This window comes from Wolbachia endosymbiont of Litomosoides sigmodontis (assembly GCF_013365435.1).
Taxonomy (GTDB): Bacteria; Pseudomonadota; Alphaproteobacteria; order Rickettsiales; family Anaplasmataceae; genus Wolbachia.
The window spans coordinates 616404-639919 of the sequence record NZ_CP046577.1 but is presented as its reverse complement, the minus strand read 5'-3'; the positions used below and the strand labels follow the sequence as shown (position 1 = coordinate 639919).

General features: G+C 31.6%; 16 protein-coding genes, 2 tRNA genes and 1 pseudogene. 16 read left to right on the top strand and 3 right to left on the bottom strand.

The annotated features are described in order from the left end of the window. Nucleotides 1-681: 681 nt before the first annotated feature. Nucleotides 682-2491, top strand: a pseudogene (locus GOY07_RS04680) (ATP-dependent DNA helicase RecG). Nucleotides 2492-3427: 936 nt separating this feature from the next. Here the strand turns inward: GOY07_RS04680 and GOY07_RS02625 are convergent. Both GOY07_RS02625 and ccmC read right to left on the bottom strand, forming a co-directional pair. Then, entirely contained in the window at nucleotides 3428-3670 is a 243-nt protein-coding gene (locus GOY07_RS02625; RefSeq protein ID WP_246224355.1) for a hypothetical protein, read from the bottom strand. Nucleotides 3671-3792: 122 nt separating this feature from the next. Beyond that, complete coding sequence (gene ccmC / locus GOY07_RS02620; protein ID WP_175838014.1) at nucleotides 3793-4503, bottom strand: heme ABC transporter permease CcmC; 711 nt, start codon at nucleotides 4501-4503, stop codon at nucleotides 3793-3795. 508 nt (nucleotides 4504-5011) lie between these two features. On the opposite strand from ccmC, the gene GOY07_RS02615 reads away from it, so the two are divergent. The 5 genes from GOY07_RS02615 (at nucleotide 5012) to GOY07_RS02600 (ending at nucleotide 10330) form a co-directional block, all read left to right on the top strand. Then, a complete protein-coding gene (locus GOY07_RS02615; RefSeq protein ID WP_175838013.1) occupies nucleotides 5012-5830 on the top strand; it encodes a pyruvate, water dikinase regulatory protein in 819 nt (272 codons plus the stop codon). A gap of 67 nt (nucleotides 5831-5897) precedes the next feature. After that, complete coding sequence (gene ykgO / locus GOY07_RS02610) at nucleotides 5898-6026, top strand: type B 50S ribosomal protein L36 (protein ID WP_175838011.1); 129 nt, start codon at nucleotides 5898-5900, stop codon at nucleotides 6024-6026. 606 nt (nucleotides 6027-6632) lie between these two features. Next, the gene (locus tag GOY07_RS04365; protein WP_246224354.1) at nucleotides 6633-6821 is read left to right on the top strand and encodes a peptidase associated/transthyretin-like domain-containing protein; all 189 of its coding nucleotides are present in this window, start codon (nucleotides 6633-6635) and stop codon (nucleotides 6819-6821) included. A 93-nt stretch (nucleotides 6822-6914) separates the two neighbouring features. Next, nucleotides 6915-8378, top strand: coding sequence for a leucyl aminopeptidase (locus GOY07_RS02605; RefSeq protein WP_246224353.1), 1464 nt, complete (start codon nucleotides 6915-6917; stop codon nucleotides 8376-8378). Between the two features lie 1865 nt (nucleotides 8379-10243). Next, nucleotides 10244-10330: transfer RNA gene (locus GOY07_RS02600), tRNA-Ser, on the top strand. 836 nt (nucleotides 10331-11166) lie between these two features. Here GOY07_RS02600 and GOY07_RS04360 read toward each other — a convergent pair. After that, nucleotides 11167-11817: a hypothetical protein gene (locus GOY07_RS04360; protein WP_246224352.1), complete on the bottom strand. Its 651-nt coding sequence runs from the start codon at nucleotides 11815-11817 to the stop codon at nucleotides 11167-11169. A gap of 143 nt (nucleotides 11818-11960) precedes the next feature. On the opposite strand from GOY07_RS04360, the gene GOY07_RS04355 reads away from it, so the two are divergent. From GOY07_RS04355 to GOY07_RS02550, 10 genes are all read left to right on the top strand, one after another. Beyond that, nucleotides 11961-12143, top strand: coding sequence for a pseudouridine synthase family protein (locus GOY07_RS04355; RefSeq protein ID WP_246224348.1), 183 nt, complete (start codon nucleotides 11961-11963; stop codon nucleotides 12141-12143). A gap of 230 nt (nucleotides 12144-12373) precedes the next feature. After that, complete coding sequence (locus GOY07_RS04350) at nucleotides 12374-12514, top strand: pseudouridine synthase family protein (protein ID WP_246224346.1); 141 nt, start codon at nucleotides 12374-12376, stop codon at nucleotides 12512-12514. A gap of 36 nt (nucleotides 12515-12550) precedes the next feature. Beyond that, complete coding sequence (locus GOY07_RS04345; RefSeq protein WP_246224344.1) at nucleotides 12551-12694, top strand: hypothetical protein; 144 nt, start codon at nucleotides 12551-12553, stop codon at nucleotides 12692-12694. Between the two features lie 131 nt (nucleotides 12695-12825). Next, nucleotides 12826-13098, top strand: coding sequence for a 30S ribosomal protein S15 (gene rpsO, locus GOY07_RS02585; protein ID WP_175838007.1), 273 nt, complete (start codon nucleotides 12826-12828; stop codon nucleotides 13096-13098). 14 nt (nucleotides 13099-13112) lie between these two features. Beyond that, on the top strand, nucleotides 13113-15380 hold the full coding sequence (gene pnp, locus GOY07_RS02580) for a polyribonucleotide nucleotidyltransferase (RefSeq protein ID WP_175838005.1): 2268 nt from the start codon (nucleotides 13113-13115) through the stop codon (nucleotides 15378-15380). A gap of 1253 nt (nucleotides 15381-16633) precedes the next feature. Further along, entirely contained in the window at nucleotides 16634-18940 is a 2307-nt protein-coding gene (locus GOY07_RS02570; protein ID WP_175838003.1) for an AAA family ATPase, read from the top strand. Nucleotides 18941-19007: 67 nt separating this feature from the next. Continuing rightward, nucleotides 19008-19904, top strand: coding sequence for a class I fructose-bisphosphate aldolase (locus GOY07_RS02565; protein ID WP_175838527.1), 897 nt, complete (start codon nucleotides 19008-19010; stop codon nucleotides 19902-19904). A gap of 4 nt (nucleotides 19905-19908) precedes the next feature. Further along, nucleotides 19909-19980: transfer RNA gene (locus tag GOY07_RS02560), tRNA-Cys, on the top strand. 1113 nt (nucleotides 19981-21093) lie between these two features. Next, nucleotides 21094-22332: a tRNA (N(6)-L-threonylcarbamoyladenosine(37)-C(2))-methylthiotransferase MtaB gene (mtaB, locus tag GOY07_RS02555; protein ID WP_175838001.1), complete on the top strand. Its 1239-nt coding sequence runs from the start codon at nucleotides 21094-21096 to the stop codon at nucleotides 22330-22332. Nucleotides 22333-22870: 538 nt separating this feature from the next. Next, nucleotides 22871-23038, top strand: coding sequence for a hypothetical protein (locus tag GOY07_RS02550; RefSeq protein WP_175838000.1), 168 nt, complete (start codon nucleotides 22871-22873; stop codon nucleotides 23036-23038). The last annotated feature ends 478 nt before the right edge of the window (nucleotides 23039-23516 follow it).

The window sequence follows — 23516 nt, the reverse complement described above, 5'->3', positions numbered from 1 at the left end:
CCTAATGTCAACACTAATTGTACGAACATATTTCTTGAATAAATGTTATAATATTTAAGAATATGAGAAGCTTTTCTTATCATGGATTTTGCTAATCGGCATAAGTCAAAAATTTAAAAGTACCTAAAAATATCGAGATTATATATACCTACCACCATATTTACCTGAGCTCAATCTTATTGAGAGATTTTAGTTGTATATAAAACAGAACATTTTGCACAATAAAGTTTATAATACAATTGCTTTGCTTGAGAGTGCTTTATGCAAATTTATCTCACTCCACAATTAAGCAACTCTGCAATGTTACTTATTTGACCACTAAAAATAAGAATTAGTATTAGCTTCATTTTTATTAATGCACTAATTATTGCTTTTTGGAGCTTTTAACTTATTAAAATCAAGTTTTTCTACCTGAGCTTTTAGCGTAAATACTCGATTTTCCTTATTAATATCTTGATATAGGTTGCTAATGATATAATAATATATAAAATTATTAATTATTTAATAAGCATGTCTAGTATAAATTTTATGATAGAAAATAGTGCATAGCTTAACTATATAGGGGCAGGACTTTAAGAAGATTAATAAACAGTTTTACACAGTATGAATATCAATAAGCAACTAGATGTGCTGACTTTTTAAAATGGCAATTTAAAAGGCGTATCTAGATTCCATTTAGGAATACTGCCTAAACTTTGCGGTGGAAAATAAAGTGTTGGACCTGCTATTTTATAGACCACTCAGTTATGTAGATAGAAGCAAGTCACTATTTGATGCTCAGGTTGGGAGCAGGACATGTAAAATAGTCGTTGCAAGTGAAGGTAATTGTATATTTATAGTTTTTTTAATTACTCAATTAAGTATTTATACAGATTATTTTCAGTTGTAGCTGATGTGGTTATCAGTAGTAAATTCGAAAAATTTATTAAGCACTGGCAAATTGCTCACCCAGATTACGTATTGCTTGACACCAATCAATTTAAAGAAATAGCTTGTATAAAATCAGTTTACCAATTATGTCGCAGTATTACTAACAAGAGTATTAAGAACGTAATAGACTCTAATCTAAAATGGTTGCCTGACTTGCCAGAGTGGATAGGTGATACATTAGTTAAAAAAAATAAATGGCTAAGTTGGAAAGAAAGCATCATAAAGCTGCATAGACTAGCCTTATTGGCAGAAGCAGAAGATTGCAGAAGAAAGGCTTGCTCGTGATGAATTGTTTACATATCAGATAGCGCTTAAACTTGCAAGAGAAAGTTATATAAAAAAAGGGGACGAGAATTTGCAATATCCAACAAATATAAAGAGCAAGTTTTAGATGAATTGTCGTTTCGATTAACAAGTGATCAAATTCGTGCAATAGATAAAATCTCAGAGAGACAAAAATCCAAATGCTATATGGCAAGTTTACTGCAAGGTGATGTTGGTAATGGCAAGACTGTAATTGCACTTTTTATGATGCTAAATGTGATAGAAAATAACATGCAAGCAGCTTTGATGGGCACCAACTACTATCTTGGCAGAGCAGTACTATAACTGAATCTGGGGGACATTATCTTGTACCGATATAAAAGTTGCTTTACTTACTGATAAAATTACTTTCAAGGAAAGAAGGATTATTACAAACGAACTTGTAAGTGGTATTTTGAATATAATAATCGGTACTTACGCACTATTTCAAGCTAGTGTTATATTTAAAAATTTAGGGCTTGCAGTTATAGATGAGCAACAAAGATTTGAAGTGATGCAGAGAAACTGCGTGATAAGTAAGGGAGAAAATGCTGATATACTTTTTGTTTTGCAGATGTTTATTGAAAAACTAGAAAGTGCTATAAATAGAGGCGAAAAAGCGTATTGGATTTGTTCATATATAGAAGAAAATGAAGGGCTCAATATTGCAGCAGTAGAGATGCGCTTTCAAGAATTACAAAAGACATTTTTTGATAAAGTTAGGATAATATATGAAAAATTAACTCAAGATTAGAAAGATCAAGTTATGTTTTCTTCAAAAGGAATGAGTTTCCTTTTCTTGTTGCAACTACTGTGATAAAAGTTGGTATCTCTATACCAGATGCAATTATTATGATAGTAGAAAAATGTCAGAACGATTTAGACTGTCGCAATTACATCAGTTAAGAGGTAGAACGAGAAAATAAACCTTCTTTTTGTGTATTATTGTATGATTACTCAAGTAAAAGCTCATTTTCAAGATTAAAAATCATGTGCAGTTCACAGGATGGGTTTTTCATTGCTGAAAAGGATATGATACTAAGAGGCAATGGAGAATATCCTAGGCCTAAAATAATCAAGGTGCATGGGATTTAAGTTTGCTGATTTATACAAGGATAAAAAGCTATTCAACCTTGCATACAATAATGCAAAAAGTACAGTTGCTGAGAATAAGTCTTTTGAATTACTGCTTGATATATTTAAATATAGTAATAGATTACAAATTTCAGTGAAAGGGTATAGTGTTATTGATACATAAAGGATGTTATTTGTATCGAAGGTTTCTTTGTGTTTGGTCACAAACAGATTCGCGCCATAATTTCATCGTTTAAAATCTTACATGTAATTATTCCTTCAAGTTCTTCTGTCTTTTTACCTGAATCAATAGGGCTTTTATAAAACCTGCCTTATTATTGGATAAAAAGTCGTATAATCAGTAAAAGAAATGTTGAAGGGAGTGTGAAATAGCGCATATATTGCAAAAAAACTAAATGCTGTTATTGCAGTAAAAAAGCACAGTATAATAGCTGTAGCAAAAATATGTTGCATTTCAAGAATAGCACTGACTATATGGATAAATCACCTAAAATTTGAAGAAGAAGTAAAATTATTTACTTCCATCTCGATGTTGTAAAAACTAGATTGAAGTCTAGATGCAAGGAAACCTAATATTACCATTAAAGAAATGAGAATTGGCAAATCTATAGTACAACATAATATGTAAAAATGAAGTTTTCATGTATTATGGCAAAACCAATTTGCAATGAACAAGATGAAGGAAGAGTAAAAAACTAGTGAGATTATTAGTAAGTATCAGGAGCAAGAGTTGTTTTTCTTTCTAAAAGAATTGAGATTATATATCTGCCATCATACTTACCTCAACTAAATCCTATTATGTACTTTGATTGTATATAAAATGGGAATATTTTTATAATAAAGCCTGTAATAAAGTTGCTTTATTTGAGAGCGTTTTATGCAAGTTTATTGCCTCTCTTTCTTGTTCTGCAATCAAATAATTATGCTCCTTTAATAGTTTTCTATTTTTTAAAAATCTGCTAAGTAATAGTTTATCAAATTTAATTAAATCAGTTGTGAATAGCTCATTTATTGCCTTTATAATTCTTGATCTTGTTGTTTGTGGAAGATTGGGGGAAATTTATTTTAGTAAAGTTTTTTAAGTAAGTAATGTCATATTTCAGTTTATGTCCTCTCGCTTTTTTAGGTAGCACTGTGTTTCACAGTCTATATCCTCTTCATTAATAATATTGGCTAGTGCAATCTTTTCTATTTCACATCCAATTCTTTTTGTGGTTAACCTTCTTGCTAATTCTTGAATAGGATCTTTAGTAACTTCAGCTAGTCTAACAAGGTGATGTGGTGTTTTTAGATCGAATGCTATGTTAATCTTGAACTTATTATAAATTTTACTAAAGCCCAATACTGCAGCTGATATAGAATATTTTTCTAAATTTTTTTAAAAAAAAGAGTATTTACATGAAGCTTTATAAAGCAAGCAATGACACAGAGAAAGTAGTTATATATTGTACATTTATAGTAGAGTTAATAACGTACATTAATCTCTCTCTTTATCTTATATAAATTAGTCAGGTAAAGTGAATGCAATGCCCACACTACTAAAAAAAATGTGATATAAAATGTAAACATTGCAATTAACGGTAACAATAGAGAACCTTCTATTGCTATTCCACCCTTTCTGAGAATACTTGCTGGTTGGTGAAGAGTGGCCCACAGATTCACAGAGAATTTTACTATAGGAATATTTATAGCACTAAAGATGGCAAATATTGCTGCTGATTTTTTAATTCTTTCTTCATTGTCAAAGGCGCTCCACAATGAAAGGTATCCAACGTATAAAAAAAATAAAATCAGCATTGAAGTAAGCCTTGCATCCCACACCCACCATGTACCCCAAGTTCCTTTTCCCCAGATGCTGCCTGTGATTAAACATATTGCAGAAAAGACCATCCCTGCAGGAGCAGCAGCATGTGCCAAGACGCTGGCAATGCCGTTACTCCATACTAGAGAAATGAAACTGAGTGATGCAATTAATTCATATATTCCGAGGGAAAGCCATGCGGAAGGCACATGAAGATACATAATGCGTACAATTTCTCCTTGTTTATAATCCTCTGGAGAGAAAAATAAAGCTAAAAACATTCCGACTAAAAAACATGTAAAACAAATAACTTCAAGCCAAGGCAGAGCTTTCTTAGCAAAAGAAGAGAAATTTTTAGACTTTAATGAAGACATTTACTTTAAGAATAATTATGTAAGAATCTATCAATTAGTTTGAGCTTTATCAATAAGATAGTGTCTATGTTTACATAAGCAGAAAATTAGTACGATCTAGCTTTCACGTAATGTCATTAAAAAGCTATGTTTTAATATGAGATTGGCTACTTTTATGCTTACTAACTTAGTATCAAGTTTGGATTGCAATATTACATGTTGAAGGATATCATTCTTGTTTGCTCCTAAGTTGCTTCAGCTACAGATACTTAGGAAATTTATTAAGTAAAAAAGGTAAAGGAATTTCTGCTGACTAGTTTATTCATTATCTATTTTTTAGTGTTCTTTACTATCTTAAACGCTTTAATAGCAGACTAAAGATAAATGAATAACTTTAGGACTGCGATAGGGAAGCTGGAGAAGTTTATCAAGTAATTATTAATCCAGATTCTCTGTTTTTATGTTTGTGCAATTTTAGTAGCATGTTGCTTAAATCTGTACTATTATTTAACATGATATTACTTAAAACATGACTCTTAAAAAGCTCAATTTACACTTAGTATCGGACTCGAGTGGTGAGACTGTTATATCAGTTGCAAAATCGGCTCTAAAACACTTTCGTTCTGTAGAAACGGTTGAATATGTTTGGTCTTTTGTGAAAGAAGGAGAACAAGTTGATAAAATTTTGGGGGAAATCAATAAGAAGAGTAATGAGCATAACTTTGTTATATGCACCATTACTAATGATGAGCTGAGGAAATATCTAAAAGATAACTGTGTGAAATTGAAAATTCCCTATAGAGCAATATTGTCCCATATTATTAAGGAGATTTCGTCCTATCTTGAAATTGAAAAAGACGAAAAGCTAGACTTGTATACTGAGATAAATGCTGAATATTTTCAGCGCATTGAGGTCATAAATTACACTATTAATCATGATGATGGACAAAATGTTCAAGATATTGATAAATCAGATATAATTTTGATTGGAGTTTCACGCACGTCAAAATCTCCCACCAGTATGTATTTGGCTTATCGTGGCTATAAGGTTGCAAATATTCCCTTTATCGGTGAAGTACCCTTTTACATTAACTTATCTAAATTAAAAAATAAACTGACAATAGGGTTAACAATAGATGTAAATATGCTAGTAGAAATACGCAAAAATAGGCTTACTTCAATTAATAACGAAGATAATAATATGTATGCTGATCCCAAGAAAGTAGAAAAGGAAATTAAAAAAGCAGAGGAACTCTTTAAAAAAAATAACTGGCCAATTATTGATGTAACACAAAAGTCGATCGAGGAAGTATCAGCAACAATTATACAATATTTTAATAGGATGTAGATAATTTATTAATTGACTCTCTTTTTATAGATGGCCATAATATAGATAATTTAATGCTGAAATACATATGAAAATCAAAGGGTCATTGAAGTCTCACCGCAACAGAGATAAAAATTGTAAAGTTGTGAAAAGGGGCGGTAAGATTTACATTATAAATAAAATAAAGCCGAGATGCAAAACTCGTCAGGGCTCTTAAGATTAATTGTCTTAAAAGTGTGGGGAAAAAGTACAACACTATATGTGAGTATTAGTGTGCTTTCTGGTGTAAGTACTTAATTTGGGAATATTGTTTACAAGAAAGTCCTGAAGGAGGCTTGATTTTTTGCTTACTTTTTCATGTTATACATTTCTTAATTTCGTATGTGTGGAAGTATGTCTCAAAAAAAAGGAAAGGTTACTGTATTCAAGTGTAGCTTTGCTCATTTCTTCTCTTAAGGCTATATTTTAGTATCAGTGCAATCACAGGTAGATGTGGCTTATTGGTATTAATAAATTTAAAGAAAGAAATAGAGTGCAATAAGGTTTTGCTGGAGAATATCTTTTGAAAAAGAGAAGTTAAGTAATAAAGCACTTGGTTTATAAAAAAAGCTTAGATTTAGCCTTGCTTGATGAATAGGCAAAAGATGCTTTAGATTATGTAGTCTTGTGAACTCATGGTTATTTTTGATGTGGAGTGGTAAACATCTTTTTAATGTTTTTGCTATAAGCTGTGCTCAATTTACCGTTGTTTGTAGCTGACCTGTTTTGCTCAACTGTATTAAAACTCCGAAAATATATGATTTTGATGTGTGGCTAAAAAGTTTTGACTCTAATTTCTCTGATATGGCACACGAATTCACGTGACGTAAGCCATTATAGTGGGGATATAAAAGGTAATCAACTTGATCCAAATTTTGCTAGATCAGGCAGATTTATAGTGAGTAACCTTCTGATAGCGCTATTTTCTTATAATAATCAGCCTATTAAAGGCTACACGTTTAACATTATCTAGATAGATATAATAAATTTTCCGGTAAAAAATAAAACTTGTATTTTTCGGCTATTCTGGTAAATATTACCCTTGTTAAGTATGGAGCTATGGATAATGAAAATAACAATTTCTAAAGTTTTACCTAATTTTAAAACACTAGTGATAGGTTTGTTTGAAGATGATGAGTCCATAAATAATAGCATGGCTCTGCAGGATAAGCAGATTATGAATAACATCAAGAAGTTTAGTAGCTTCAATGGCAGCTTTGGTGAATTTTTTTCCGTTACTTCATCAGATGGTAAGAATGTTATAGTTGTTGGGCTTGGTAAGAGAGATGAATTAGATGAAAATAAGGAATTAAGTATTGGTGGTAAAATATATTGTGAATTAGGTAGATTAAGGATTAAACAGGCAACAATTTCAATTGAAGGAAGTGCAGAAAATATTGCATACGGTGCATTTCTGCGTAGTTTTAAGTTTTATAAGTATAAAACTAAGAAAGATGAAAAAATTACAGAAGTAGAGGAGATTATTGTACTAGCAAAGGATGAACAGTTAAAAAATGTTGAGAAATTATTTGAGCATTTAAGACAAGAAGGTGAAGGTGTATTTCTTGCACGTACTTTCATTACTGAACCACCTAACGTTTTGTATCCAGAGTCCTATGCTGACCGTATAAAAAGTGAACTTGCTAAATTTGACCTTGAAGTTGAAGTACTTGGTAAAAAGCAAATGGAAAAGAAAAAAATGGGAGCTTTGCTTGGAGTAGCACAAGGAAGTAATAAAGAGCCGAAATTGGTAGTGATAAAATGGAATGGGGCTTCTAAGGAACAAAAGTCGATAGCTTTTGTGGGTAAAGGTATAACATTTGATACTGGTGGAGTATCGCTTAAACCTTCACGTGGTATGGAGTCAATGAAATATGATATGGCAGGCTCTGCTGCTGTGGTTGGAGTGATGCGCACTCTAGCTGGGCGAGAAGCAAAAGTAAATGCAATTGGCGTGGTTGCACTTGCAGAAAATGCAGTGGATGGTAATGCTCAAAGACCTAGTGATATAGTAACTTCAATGTCTGGACAGACAATAGAAGTGTTAAACACTGATGCAGAAGGAAGACTTATACTTGCAGACGCTTTGTGGTATACACAAGACAGATTTGCGCCTAAATTTATGATTGATCTTGCAACTTTAACTGGTGCTATAGTAGTTGCGCTTGGGAATAACGAATATGCTGGTCTTTTTTCCAATAACGATGAATTAGCAAATCGTCTCATTGAAGCAGGGAGCGAGGTAAATGAGAAGTTATGGCGTTTTCCTATGAATGAAACTTACGATAAAATTATCGATTCACCGATTGCTGATGTGCAAAACATAGCTCCTTCAGGTTTTGGTGGAGATAGCATAATGGCTGCGCAGTTTTTACAGCGTTTTGTAAATGATACTTGCTGGGCACATTTAGATATTGCAGGCACAGCTTGGCATGAAAAAGGTACTGATATTTCGCCCAAAGGGGCAGTGGGCTTCGGTGTAAGATTACTCAATAAATTAGTTAAGAAGTACTACGAAACAAGTAATTAAGGATTTTTATGTTAGATTTTAAATTTTTTGCTATATTTGGTAAAATAGAGAAACTTATATTTATTCTAGTATTAGCGAGTCAAATAAGTGATATTGTAGAGTTGTTTTATTGCTGAGTGATACTAGTTTCCACTATATTAAAGAACAGATAGACAATAATAGAAAAGGGACCATACTGAAGTATGGTAAAATAACGAAATTAAAGTGATATTGAAATTGAGATTATTGGATGAAAAAGTCATGAAATCAGCAAAAGAAATGCTGAAAGAAGTATAAAATAGCGTATATGCTACAAAAAAACTAAATGCTGTAATTGAAGAAAAAAACACTGTATAACAGCTGTAGCAAAAATATGTTTAAGAACAGCTTAACTGCATGGATAAAGCACCTAAACTTGAAAGAGAAGTAAAATTGTTTGTTCCTCTTCAATATTGTAAAAAATTAGATTAAACCAGAGTCAACTTGAATGAGTTGAAGTATAATTCAAAAGAATTCTAATATTGCTATAAAAGAAATGAGAATTTAAGAAAATTTGGCTTAAATATCAGCGAGTCTACAATATACTCATTAATGGGCAAAACATGAAGTTTTACGTATATTACGCTAAGTCCTATTCATAATGAACAGAATAAAAAGTGGGTAAGAGGAGTTTAAAAAATTAATAAAACTATTGATCAATACCCCAAATAAGAGTTATTCATTTTTAATGAATGCAGTTTGGTGCACATTTGAAAATTGGATACTGGTAGTTTTAAAAGGACGTTAGAACACAGGTTAAAGTGAAGTTAAGTAGATAAAATTTTTATCTCTACAGTGCAGTTAATTCTAGAAATGAAGACAGTTTTAGCTTATTTGCAGCAAATATTCAACACTGATTATATGAATATATTTCTTAAATAAATATCATAATATTTAAAAGCATGAGAAGCCTTTTTTGTTATGGATTGTGCTAATTTACATAAGTCAAAAAATTTAAAAGTGCTTTAAAATATCTAGGCTGTGTATCTACCACTATACTCATTCTGATCTCAATCAGTTGGGAGATTTTGATTGTATATAAAACAAAATATTTTACGCAGTAAAGTCTATAATATGATTACTTTGCTTGAGAGAGTTTTATGTAAAATTTCTTACCTCTCTCTTCGTAACTTTAACAATTCTTTAGATGTCACTTATTTAATTAAATTAACACTGGTAATTAATATTACTATTGCTATGTGCTAGAAATTGACGCTTGTTAATGGAAAAGTAACGTGGTTCACTGATTATGGTTAAGATCTTAATATCGATAGTATGCTCTATAAATCTTCAAATAGATTCACGATTAGTATTATATAGTAAAAGGCGACTTAAAAGACTATAACATGGAAACTGAGGAAATGTAAAATGTTGATGATATTAAAGAAGAAGGTGTTTTATTGAGAAATTGCAATAAGATTAGAGAATTCTCAGCAAAGCTTGAGAAGAATATAATAGAATTATATTTCCTTGCGTGCAAAGCGCAGTTTTGTGATTACAAATGTAAAGCTGATGTTAGAAGATTTAGTAGAGTAAGTTTAGTTACTAAAGTGATAGATAAAAAAGACTTAAAAACACTAAGTTTAACTGAGAGCAGTGGGTATTATAAGTGCGAAATAGTAATTTGGCTACCCAGCCCACAGCATTTGAAGGTACGGTGAAGAGTTATAGAAATAAAGTAGTTACTGTTTTTATTATTCTTCCATACCAAATTAAGGTTGTGATAAAACTTTTTCAGTGCAGAAACAAATTTTACAATACTGTAAATTTTTGCAATGAACCTTATATATTTGATTTCTATAGCTGAACTTGTTTAGCAGCATAATTTTCACTATTATAAGTAGTGTGGAAAGGTGGCTGAGTGGTCTAAAGCACACGTTTGGAAGGCGTGCACATATGAAAATATGTCGGGGGTTCGAATCCCCCCTTTTCCATTGGCTTTTGTCATATTCTTTTACATACATGTTATGTAAGAGAAGTATGGACTGGAAAAATTTGAGTTTTATACTAGTTTCTACTGTATAAGGAACGGATAGGCAATAATAGAAAAGAAGCCGTAATATTAGTAAGTCTACAGTACACCGTAATATGTAGAAAATGAAGTTTTCATATATTGCATCAAGACCAACTCACAATGAACAAGATAAAAATAAACAGGAAAAATAAAAAACTTAATGAGAATATTAAGAATTATCCTGAACAAGAGTTATTCATCTTTGATGAATCATGGTTGCATATATTCAAAAATTGGATGTGGGTTAATTTAAAAAGGGCTTTAGAGCACTGGTTAAGGTAAGATTAGGTAGACAAAATTTTTATTTTTTTACAGTATAAGTTAATCTTAGAAATGGAGAGAATTCTAGCTTATTTACACCGAGTGTCAATATTGATTATATAAATATGTTTCTTGAACAGATGCTACAATTGCGGGATTTAAGATTTGGAAAATATCAATACAGAAAATAGGTAATAACTATAGATGATTCTTTTTGTTAGTGATATTGAGAAATACCACGAATGGATTGCGGTATAATAAACTGCACCCAGCAATGTGAAGCTGAAGTCTAGACTTTCTGCGATCTGGTCAAAAACTTTATTTAAACATAAAATTAGCTTATGTTGTAAAAAAAGTATCTAATGCTTTAAGCGTGAACATTAGATAAAGATATAGTTGAAATTTGGAATAAGCTACTGTGAACTTTGCATGTTGAGGTGGAAAAAAAAAGAGATGGAGAAGAGTACCCTACTCCACCTCCTGATTCCATTTAACTTATGCGCCTGTTTTTGCTTGAAGCTTACTTTCAAATATTTCAATAACTTCAGGGTCTTGTAAGAGGGTGGGTAACACTTCTTTAACTTTTTTTTGAAGGTCACATGAATTAATTTTTGTATTCAATTCAGCGTCAACGTAATTCTTATCAACTTTTGTAGCTAGTACAGCTGCATCAGCCTTTTTACCTAGCTCAGTTTTAGTAGCTAAATCTCTAGTTTTTTCTTCAACTACTTTTTGAGCTGCTATTTCAGCTTGACTTGCTATATTAATTTTATTTACGGCCTGAGTGACTTGATTTGCTATATTAGCACTAGCTACAGCATTATTTATAGCTTGAGTAACTTGATCTGCTATTTTTGCATTAGCTACAGCTTGTTTAACTGCTTTTTCGGCTTCTTCATTTCTATACATTTGCTGATATGAAGAATAAGCTTTTGCAGCAAAATATATAGCTACAATGAATAGAACTGCAATTCCAACAGGGCTAGCAACAGACACTAAAAATGCAGGTCCAACAACTACACTAGTAGCAACTAATATTGTTGTTATTGTTGCCGCTAAAGATGTAAGTGCAACTGTACCTTCAATACTCATTTTTATTATAGGTGCTATGTTTTCCTTTTTCCATATGTTTAGTCCTGCAGTCATAGTAACTTCCTCCTATATTAAAGTTGATAAAAATTTAATTATATGTTAAAACACATACTGGTCAAGCTTTATTTTATAATAATTTAATATAATTATATCTCTAGTACTTTCTAAATTATTATGAATTGAATATATGTTGATGTATGATACATGGTTGGCTGAATCTTGATAAATCGATAAGAGTTAGTTCTGCGCAAGCTATAGCCCAGGTTAAAAAGACTTTTGAAGTTAAAAAAGCTGGTCATTTGGGAACACTTGATCCTTTAGCTTCTGGTATATTACTAATTGCTCTTTGTGAAGCGACGAAAACTATACCGTATCATTAAGGTTAGTAACATAAAACTAAAATTCAATCAAATAAATAGTGCAATCAAGAATTTTGTTGGTGAGGTAATACAGAGTTCTCCTCAATTTTAGCAATAAAGGTCAACGGAACAAGGGCATATAGACTAGCAAGAAGTGGACAAAAAGTGAATATAAAAAAACACGTTTAGTGCAAATATATGAACTAAAATTGATTTCTACTGACACTATAAATAATAGTGCTGATTTTTTTATGACGTGTAGTAGTGGTGTATATGTAAGATCAATTGCTTGTGATCTTGGAATTGCATTAAATTGTTTTGGACACATTAGGAAACTTAAGAGAATTATGGTAGGTCATTTTAGAGAAATGAAATCAGTAACAATTAAGTAACTTGTTGAAAAAGTTCGCTTTTCTGCGTCTATTGAGATGACAGAAGGTGAAGGAGTAATAGAGAATAATGCAAAAGGTTTTGTCATTTCCATTGAATTGGCTTTAAAAGCAATGTTTAAAATTGAAATTTCTGTAGAAGAGGCAAAGAAAATTAGAAAATGGGTTAGGAAATCATATTAAATAACTTGCGTAATTTAAAGAGTTATGATACTTGTTATACGATAGTGGGTAGCATACCCATTGCAATCTATAGTTTTATTTATGGTTGTGTAAAGCCTATTCGGGTTTTCATATTTTAAAATGAGGTCTAGATGTCAATAACGTCTGAAAAGAAAAAAAAATTAATAAGTACTTACGCAATTAAAGAAGGTGATACAGGTTCATCTTTTGTACAGTGCGCAATTTTAACTGAAAGGATCAGTAACTTAACTGAGCACTTTAAAGTGCATAAGCATGACTGTCACTCTAAGCGTGGTTTACTTATATTAATAGGTAGAAGACGCAAACACTTAAATTATATAAAACGTAAATTTGGTAATGAAGCTTACCAACAATTAGTAGAGAAGTTAGGCATCAGAAAATAATCGAGGAATTTTATATGTTTAAAATTATAAAAAAATCTATAGAATGGGGTGGACGTACTTTATCTTTAGAAACAGGAAAAATAGCACGTCAAGCTGATAGTTCAGTTGTTGTAAATTATGGTGACACTTCTATTTTAGTAACTGTTGTACGTAAAAAGAAGGAAGAAATTGTTGATTTTTTACCTTTAAATGTGCAGTTTATCGCGAAAAGCTATGCTATGGGTAGGATCCCTGGTGGCTTTTTCAAAAGGGAAGGTAAGCCATCTGATAGAGAAACCTTAATTTCAAGAGTAATAGATAGAAGTATAAGACCGCTGTTTCCAGAAGGTTTTCATGATGAAATCAGTGTAGTATGTAATTTATTAACTTATGATATGGTCAATCCTCCTGAGGTACCGGCATTAATTGGTGCTGTTGCGGCTCTTGCAACCTCTGGTGTTCCTTTTCATGTTATTATAGCTGGAGTTTTAGTTGGCTGCGATGAAAATGATAATTATATACTCAATCCTTCTGTTCAAGAGATGAAAATCAGCAATTTAGATCTGTTTTTATCTGGTGATGAGCATTCAATTTTAATGATTGAGTCAGAAGCAAAAGAGCTTTCTGAAGAAAATGTTCTGAGTGCGATGAAATTTGGCCATGAACACCTTCAGCCTGTTATTAAGCTCATAAAAGAGTTTGTTGACGCAATTGGCAATAAGCCAGAGAGTTTTGCTCCTATCGATGTATCAGATATAATGCAAGATCTTGAAAGGCATAGTAAAGATTTTGAAAAAGCATATTCACAAACAGTAAAACAAGAGCGAGATCAAACTTTAGAAACGATTAGAAATAACATATTGAATTCTCTTAAGGAAGCTGGGAAAGATGAGAAATTAATTATACAAGCAATAAAAAACTTTGAAAAGTCTTTGTTGCGTAAAATAATTAAAGAGAAAGGCATAAGAATAGATGGTCGCAAATATGATGAAATACGTCAAATAGAAATTGAAGTGGATATTCTATCTAGAACTCATGGTTCTGCACTCTTTACAAGAGGTGATACTCAGGCATTGGTTGTTACTGCTCTTGGTACTACGCAAGATGAGCAAATTGTAGATGACATTGAAGGGGATAGACGTGAGCATTTTATGTTGCATTATAATTTTCCTTCATTTGCCGTTGGAGAAGTTTCTGCTATACGTGCACCAGGAAGAAGAGAAATTGGTCATGGTAAACTTGCTTGGAAAGCAATTCATCCTGTTTTGCCTGATAAATCTAAATTTCCTTATACAATAAGAGTAGTATCTGAAATCATGGAATCAGACGGTTCTTCTTCTATGGCAACAGTTTGTGGAACTTCCCTTGCGTTAATGGATACAGGTGTACCAATAAAGGCTCCTGTCGCTGGAATTGCTATGGGCCTCATCAAAGATAAAAAAGAATATGTAATACTCTCTGATATATTAGGTAATGAAGATTATCTTGGTGATATGGATTTTAAAGTAGCAGGAACCAGTGAAGGAATTACGGCGCTACAAATGGATATGAAAATTTCCGGTATAAATTTTGAAATCGTTAAAGAATCTTTAGAACAAGCAAAAGCTGGGAGATTACATATCTTAGAAAAAATGAATTCAGTAATTTCAGAACATAGTGATGACGTGAAAGGTCATGCGCCAAGGATGGTGTCATTTTATATAGACAAAGATAAAATTTCTGCAGCTATAGGTGCTAAGGGAAAAAATATACGCAGTGTATGTGAAAGAAGTAATGCTAAAATTGAAATAGGAGACGATGGTAAAGTTTCTGTATTTGCCATGAGTAGTATTGATGCTGAAATTGCAAAAAATATGATGATTAACTCAATTACAGAATTAGAGCAAGGTGCTATAATTGATGTTAAGGTTGTAAAAATAGATAAGTCTATTGTAGAACTTGAGCTTCCTAATGGAAGAAAAGGAAAAATGCACATAAGTGAAGTGGCTAATCAGCATATAGAGTCTATTGAGAGTATACTTAAACAGGGTGATGCTTTTAAAGCATTGGTGATTGATTTTGAAAAAGGTGGATGCCCGAAATTGTCAAGACGCCGCGTTAATCAAGAAACAGGCGAGTTTTTTGAAGGAGAACTTTACAATGAAGAAAAGAAAGATGGTTTAAACGACAGGGATTATTATAATAGTCTGTTTAACAGAAAATCTGGACATCGTAAAAGGCCTGTTCGTCCTCGTTCTAGCTTCAGTAATAGGCATAATAGGCTAAAATTCGGTAATGATGATTCGTCATCAAGTTTTTATTAAGACTAGACTTTTTGCGCTATTTCCTATTTTACAGTGCTCTATCGTTAAGATCCCGGGGCATTAAAGAATGTTATTGCTTTTCGGTCAATCAATATGATTGCAAAAGAAGTAATAAATTTACAAAAATTGTAAGCTTTATTACGCAAAATATTCTATTTTATATACAACTAGAGTCTCTCAATAAGATTGAGTTTAGGTAAGTAGGTGATAGGTATATGATCTCAATATTTTTTTAGGGCCTTGAAATTAAGATTGTTTGGTAAAAAAGCTGTGAAATTAGCGAAAGAAATACTGAAAGAAGCGCGAAATAACATATATATTGTAAAGAACTAAATGCTGTGTATAATTGTAGCAAAAAAGTGCAGTGTAACAGCAGTGGCAAAGCTGCATTATCAACGTTGTAGAAAAACTAGATTTGAATCAGAGTTAATTTGAGTAAATTGAGGTATGGATGCAAGAAAACCCTAGTACACCGTAATATGCAGAAAATGAAGTTTTCGTATATTATATCAAGACTAATTCACAATGAACAAGATAAAAATAAAGTAGACAAAATTTTTATTTCTACAGTCTAATTAATCCTAGAAATGGAGAAAATTCTAGCTTATTTATACCGAGAGCGTCAATGCTGAATTTAAGCACACAAGAAGCCTTTCTTGTCATGGATTGTGCTAATTTACATAAGTTAAAAAATTTGAAGATGTCTGAAAATATCGAGATTATATATCTATTGAGAGGCTTTGATTGTATGTAAAATAGAGCATTTTACGTAATAAAATCTATAATACGATTGCCTTGCTTAAAAGAGTTTTATGCAAATTTATTACTTTTTTTTACTCTGCAATTAAATAACTCTATAATGTCACTTATTTTACTCATTAACAATGAGTATTGATATACCCTTTAGGAATAAGTAGTGTTTAAGAAATTTACTGCACAAAAAAGGCAAAAGATATTACGTGTTAGATAGTGTTCTCTAATCCTGGAAGTTAGCGTCTATGCTATCTTAAACGCTTTGTGCAAAAAATTTGAACGTAAGAAGCCAGCTATGTTAATACGCTTGTTGTTTAATCTACATGATTTGCAAGAGGTTTAATCTAAATTTAGTAAAAATGCTGTATTTACATACCAATTTCTTTACAGTGAGCTATATATTAAGATGTTATCTATAATAAACTGCTAGGTTTTAATTTTTTTTAATAATTGTGTACTACTAATTGTATATAAATTTCCATTTGTAAAGAGGGAAGAAGATGATTTCTAAGAATTTGGAGGCAAGTTTAAATAGAGCATTATTGATTGCCTCTAATTTAAATCTTAAATATGCAAGATTAGAGCATTTGTTGCTTGCGTTAATTAAAGATGTGGATGTGAATTACGTTTTATCAAGGTGTAATATTAAGACAGATGAAGTCATCAATGTGGATAGCCTTTTATCAAGGTGTAATGTTAAGGTTAACGATTATAGTGATGATATAAAAGGTTTTTTACAAGTCAATTCTAAATTGATTATCAATGGAGTTGAGCCTAATTCACTATTTCGGTGCCTAATACATAAAGCTATAATACATGCTCATAGCTTAGGAAAAAAGGAGATAAATGGAGCAAATGTCCTAGCGGAAATTTTATCTGAGCAAAATTTCTACATTGAAGGTTTATTGCAGAAACAAAATGTGAAAGATTCTAATTTAGTTTATCATATATCTAATATAAAATACTCAGGTGATATAGGTGAACACACTACTAATTGTATGGTAAAACTCAATAAAAATAATGCAGTTTCTACTGCAGTAAATAAAGGTGGGTTATTTAAAGATGAAGAAATTCTGCAAAGTTATTGCAAAAATTTAAATGATTATGCAAGGAGTAAAAGAATAGATTATGTTGTTGGTCGTGTTTATGAATTAAACCGCACTATGGAAATATTACTAAGGCGCAGAAAAAATAACCCTTTGTATGTTGGTGACCCAGGTGTTGGTAAAACAACAATAGTTGAAGGTTTAGTATTGAAAATTGTCGAAGGCAGTGTTCCAAATGCGCTTAAGTCAAGCATAATTTATGCTTTGGACTTAGGATCACTTCTTGCAGGAACACGTTATAGAGGTGATTTTGAAGAGAGAATAAAGTCTATAATAAAGGCAATTGAGGCAAAGCCTGGTGCTATTCTTTTTATTGATGAGATACACACTATTATTGGAGCTGGTTCAACAAGCGGTAGCTTTCTTGATGCTGGTAATCTGCTGAAGCCTGCACTTGCAAGAGGTACATTGCGTTGTATAGGTGCAACCACGTATAGAGAGTACAGCAGTAGTTTTGAAAAAGATAAGGCCTTGGCAAGGAGATTTCAAAAGATTAATGTGAAAGAGTCTTCTGTTAATGAAACAATAAAGATATTAAATGGCATAAAGTGCTACTATGAAGGATATCATGGGGTGTATTATACGAAACATGCTATTAAGTCTGCAGCTGAACTTTCACATAAGTATATTACTGGGCAAATATTACCTGATAAAGCAGTTGATGTTATAGATGAAGCAGGAGCATATTGTAAGTTACTGAAAAATAGACGTAAAATTGTGAACAGTAGAGATATTAAAAACACTATAGCTAAAATTACAAATATATCTTGTAGATCTGAGTTTGAAGATATTCAAAAGGTGAAGAATTTAAGAAAAAATCTTGAGAAAGTTATTTTTGGCCAGGAGCAAGCAATAGAATCCCTTGTCAATTCTATTAAAATAGCTAAATCTGGGTTAAGAAATTATAATAAACCTTTAGCAAATTATCTTTTTGCAGGACCAACAGGTGTTGGCAAAACTGAACTTGCAAAACAGTTAGCAAAGGGTATGGACATGAATTTCATACGTTTTGATATGTCTGAATATATGGAATCTCATTCTATATCTAGAATGATTGGTTCTCCTCCTGGGTATGTGGGTTACGACCAGGGTGGATTACTTACAGAATCTGTGTCTAATAATCAATATAGTGTTGTTCTTTTTGATGAAATTGAAAAAGCTCACGGTGATATTTACAATATATTGCTGCAAGTTATGGACTATGGTTGTATTACAGATACTTATGGACGTAAAATTAACTTTTCTAATATAGTTTTAATTATGACAACCAATGTAGGGACATTTGAACGCAGTAAGAACTCTATTGGCTTTGTACATAAAAATTTCGCTATTAGTGATAGCGAAAGAGCAATACAACAAGTTTTTAATCCTGAATTCCGTAATCGTCTTGATGCGGTTATTTCTTTTTCTAGCTTAAATATGGATGTGATTTTGCATGTTGTGGATAAATTTGTTCAAGAATTGAAAAAACAACTTGTACAAAAAGGCATAAGTTGCTTAATAGAGAAGGAAGTAAAGTTCTATCTTGCGCAAGTGGGTTACAGCAAGGAAATGGGGGCACGTCCAATAGAGAAATTGATTGAAAAGGAAATAAAGGGTTACTTAGCTGAAGAAATACTGAGCCGTCGGCTAATTAAAGGGAAAAATTTGAGAATTTATATGAATAAGCAGAGAGATAAAATTTCTTTTGATATAACTTAAAATTATTGTGTTAAGTTTCATCTTTGCTATAATTTATAACTTAAATTTAATTTAAATTATAGTGATAATAAGCAATGAAATAAGACAAATCCTAAGCTACTATGAGAGTGAAAATCCTGGAGTGAGAGCGAGCCTTGCTCGTATTCTTATGCATGGAAAACTTGGTGGTACTGGCAAATTAGTAATTCTCCCTGTAGATCAAGGGTTTGAGCATGGGCCAATAAAGAGTTTTGAAGTTAATCCACATGCTTATGATCCGCATTATCATTTTCAGCTTGCAGTTGACTCAGGAGTAAGTGCGTACGCTGCTCCGCTTGGTATGATTGAAGCTGGTGCTTCAACTTATGCTGGAATGCTCCCATACATTTTGAAACTTAATAGTTCTAACTCTTTGCATTTGAAAAGTTTGACTTCTGATCAAGCAGTCACTGCTTCTGTAAAAGATGCACTGCGTTTGGGCTGTACAGCTATTGGGTTTACTATATATCCTGGTTCTGCTAAGTGCTTTGATATGATAGAAGAAGCTCGTGAAATTATTGCTGAAGCTAAATCTTGTGGGCTTGCAGTTGTACTATGGTCTTACCCACGTGGTGAAGGCATTTCCAAAGAGAGTGAAACGGCAGTTGATATTATTGCTTATGCTGCACACATAGCAGCTTTGCTTGGTGCTAATATAATAAAAGTAAAACTTCCAACTGAACGCTTGGAAAAAGAAAAAATAGAAGCTGAAAGTATTAAGTCATTATCTAAAAGAATTGAATATGTTAGAAAGTCTTGCTTTGCAGGAAAAAGAATAGTAGTTTTTTCTGGTGGTGAATCGAAGTCAGTGAATGATATATGTAATGAGGCAAAAGAAATAAAAAGAGGTGGCGGTAATGGTTCAATTATTGGGCGTAACACTTTTCAACGAAAAAGAGAAGAGGCTTTATCTATGCTAAAAGATATAATGGGTATCTACACATAAAAACGGCTGGGTGGCAGAGTGGTTTATGCGAAGGACTGCAAATCCTTTTATACCGGTTCAATTCCGGTCCCGGCCTCTTCTATAGCTTGTAAAGACTGCTTAATTTGGCAGTAGCTTTACTAGAATTTAAGCTGAAATGTACTTATAGTAATTCTCAAAAAAAAGTCGTGGAATCAGCAAAAAAATGCTAAGGGAAGTTGAAATAATGCATATGTTGCAAAAAAACTAAATACTGTAATTGTAGCAAAAGAGAAAGTATAACAGCCTTAGCAAGGATGTTGTATTTCAAGAATAGCACTAACTGCGTGAATAAAGCGCTAAAATTTATAAGAGAAAAAAGATTATTTGCTCCCTCTCAACCTTATAGGAAAGCTAGATTGAATCATAGTCAGTTTGAATAAGTTGAAGTATGATACAAGAAAATCTTAATCTTATATTAAAAGAATGAGAAGAAGAATTCAGAAAAAGTTTGGCTTAGATGTCAATAGGTCTACAGTACACTTCAGTATGTAAAAAATGAAGTTTTCATATAGAGAGTTATTCATCTTTGATGAGTTGTGATTTAGAACACGCATTCGAAAGTTTTAGATATGGATGATTTTAAAAAGGAGTTGGAACACAGGTTAAAGTAAAATTAGGTAGACAAAATTTTTATACCTACAGAAAGGTCTACCTTATTAACTAAGTCAAGAAATTTAAAGGTATCTAAAGATATCAAGATTGTATACCTGTGTCATATTTACACCCAAGCTCAATCCTATTATGCAAATTTATTATCTCTCTTTTCGCTTCACAATTAAATAACTCTGCAATGTCATTTTGTTTGCTTATTAACAGTAAGGATTGGTGTTAATAATTAGCAGATACCATGTTTCACAAACTTGAAAGAATTAATAAAATAGAAATTATTTCAATTGCAAATATTTTGACTCACTTCATTTAAGGAGAAAAGGATACAGGTTTGGTCAGCAGAATGGATATTTTGTAATGCCAAAGGTTATTAATGATTTTAATGAGGTAGTTTTTCAAGGAAAGATTTAGATAATGAAATTGATATAAGTTTAGAATTTATACAAAAGAACAGGTCTATAAGAACGTAGGGTTGCTGCTTGTTATGGTTAAGACGCTTAGTGACTTTACCTGAGTATCTGATATAATAATTAAATTGTAAAGTATATTGAAGCCTTACATGAATGAAGTAGTGACATTTGGTTGCCGCCTAAATTTTTATGAAAGTGAGTTAATTAAAGAAGCGTTAAAGAAAGCAAAGAGAGAAAATGTTGTAGTGGTACATAGCTGTGCAGTGACAAATGAAGCGGAACGCCAGGTAAAACAAAAAATACGTCAGATTTATAAAAATGATCCAAGTAGAGAAATTATCGTGGTTGGCTGTGCCGTTCAATTAGACCCTGAATCTTATAGTAATATTCCTGGTGTAAGTAAAGTATTGGGCAATCAAGATAAATTAAGGACCGAAAATTACTTATTAAGTGACGATAAAATACTAATTAATGATAATCATCAGGTAAGTGAGTTAGAATTTGCTCTAATTGATAAATTTAAAAACAGATCAAGAGCCTTCATCAAGGTTCAAAATGGCTGTAATCATAGCTGCACATTTTGCTCGATTACTAAAGCAAGGGGAAATAACAAATCAGTACCAATAAATAATATTATTGAGCAAATCAAGATTTTTGTAGCAAATGGCTATCAAGAAGTAGTGTTTACAGGAGTGGATATTACTGATTTTGGTACTGATTTATTCAGCAAACCTTCACTTGGTTCAATGGTTAGAAGAGTTTTAAAAGATGTGCCAGAATTAAAGAGACTCAGACTTTCTTCTATTGATGTTGCTGAAGTTGATGATGAATTAATGGATTTAATAATTAATGAGTCAAGATTTATGCCATATTTGCATTTAAGTTTACAATCTGGTAATAATTTGATTCTAAAAAGGATGAAACGTCGTCACAGCAAGGAACAGGTAATAGAATTTTGTCATAAAGTGAAGAGTTTAAGGTATAATGTGGCATACGGTGCTGATATTATTGCTGGATTTCCTACAGAAACTGATGAAATGTTTCAGGATACAGTTAATCTACTTAAAGAGATAAATGCAGTTTATTTACATGCTTTTCCATATTCAAAGCGGAAGAGTACACCTGCTGCACGAATGCCGCAAGTGCCAGAAAATGTACGTAAAGAAAGAGTAAAAAGCTTAAGAGAAATAAATAAAACGATGATGAATAATTTTTATCAGTCTTTGATAGGCACTAAACAAAGTGTTTTAGTTGAGCAAAATAATATTGGTAGAGCAGAAAATTTTGCATTGGTAAAGCTTACATCAAAGACTCAAGCTAAAAGTATTGTAAAAGCTATCATTATGGGAATGGAAAATGATTACTTAATTGGAAATGTTCTTTCCTAATTTTTTGATATGAGAAAAGCACTATAAATTGTAAACTTGCTTATGATAAAAAAGTCTATTGTTTTTAATACTATGATTATAGTGAATGCATATACTATAAATCCAAGAAAATATGATGAAAGCGCTAATAGCGGTAAGTTATGCTCTGATAACTAAGAAACATTAATGAAAAATATAGTTACGAGACGAAATTGAAAGCATAAAAAAAATTTGATACAGCATATCTTTAAGTTAATATATTGGAAAATGGTAATTCTTCTTCAATTTTTGATAAATCAGCTAGCATATTTGTATTTTTAAAACTTTTACTATGATCTCAGTACTCAGGATATGCGATTTCCTTATATTTCTACCTGAGTATAGGATCAATGATTTTTAGATTAGGAAAGATCAATGAATCACCTCAAAATTCAATTCTACTGAACATTTCCTGGTTAGCTTAATGTTAAATTTTTATACTAATTCTCACTATGCAAGAAACGGATAGACAAGAATAGAAAAGAAGTCTTACTGAAGTAAGTAAAATAGTAAGATTTAGATGGCATTAAAATCAAAATTATTGGATGAAAAAGTTATGAAATTAGCAAAAGAAATGCTGAAGGAAGTGCAAAATAACGCATATATTACAAAAAAACTAAATGCTATAATTGCAGCAAGGAAGCACAATATAATAGCCGAGCAAAAGTATGTTTTATTTCAAGAATAGCATTAATTGTATGGATAAATCACCTAAATCTTGGAAGAGAAAAAATTGTCTATTGCCATCAACGTCGTAGAAAAACTAGATTAAATCAAAGTTAATTTGAATAAGCTGAGATATGAATACAAGAGAATTCTAATATTACCATTAAAGAAATGATAATAAAGAATCCAAGAAAGATTTGACTTAAATGTTAGCAAGACTACAGTCACCTTAAATATATAAAAATGAAATTTTTGCATATTATGCCAAAACCAATTCACAATGAACAAGATAAAAGTAGATAGAAAGAGTTAAAAAAAAACTTAATGAAACTATTGATAAGTATCCTAAAAAAAGGTTATTCATCTTTAATGAATTGCAGTTTGGCATACATTAGAAAATTGGATATGTATAATTAAAAAAAGGCGTTGGAATGCAAGTTAAAGTAAAATTAGATGACAAAATTTTTATCTCTACAGTACAGTTAATTCTAGAAATTAAG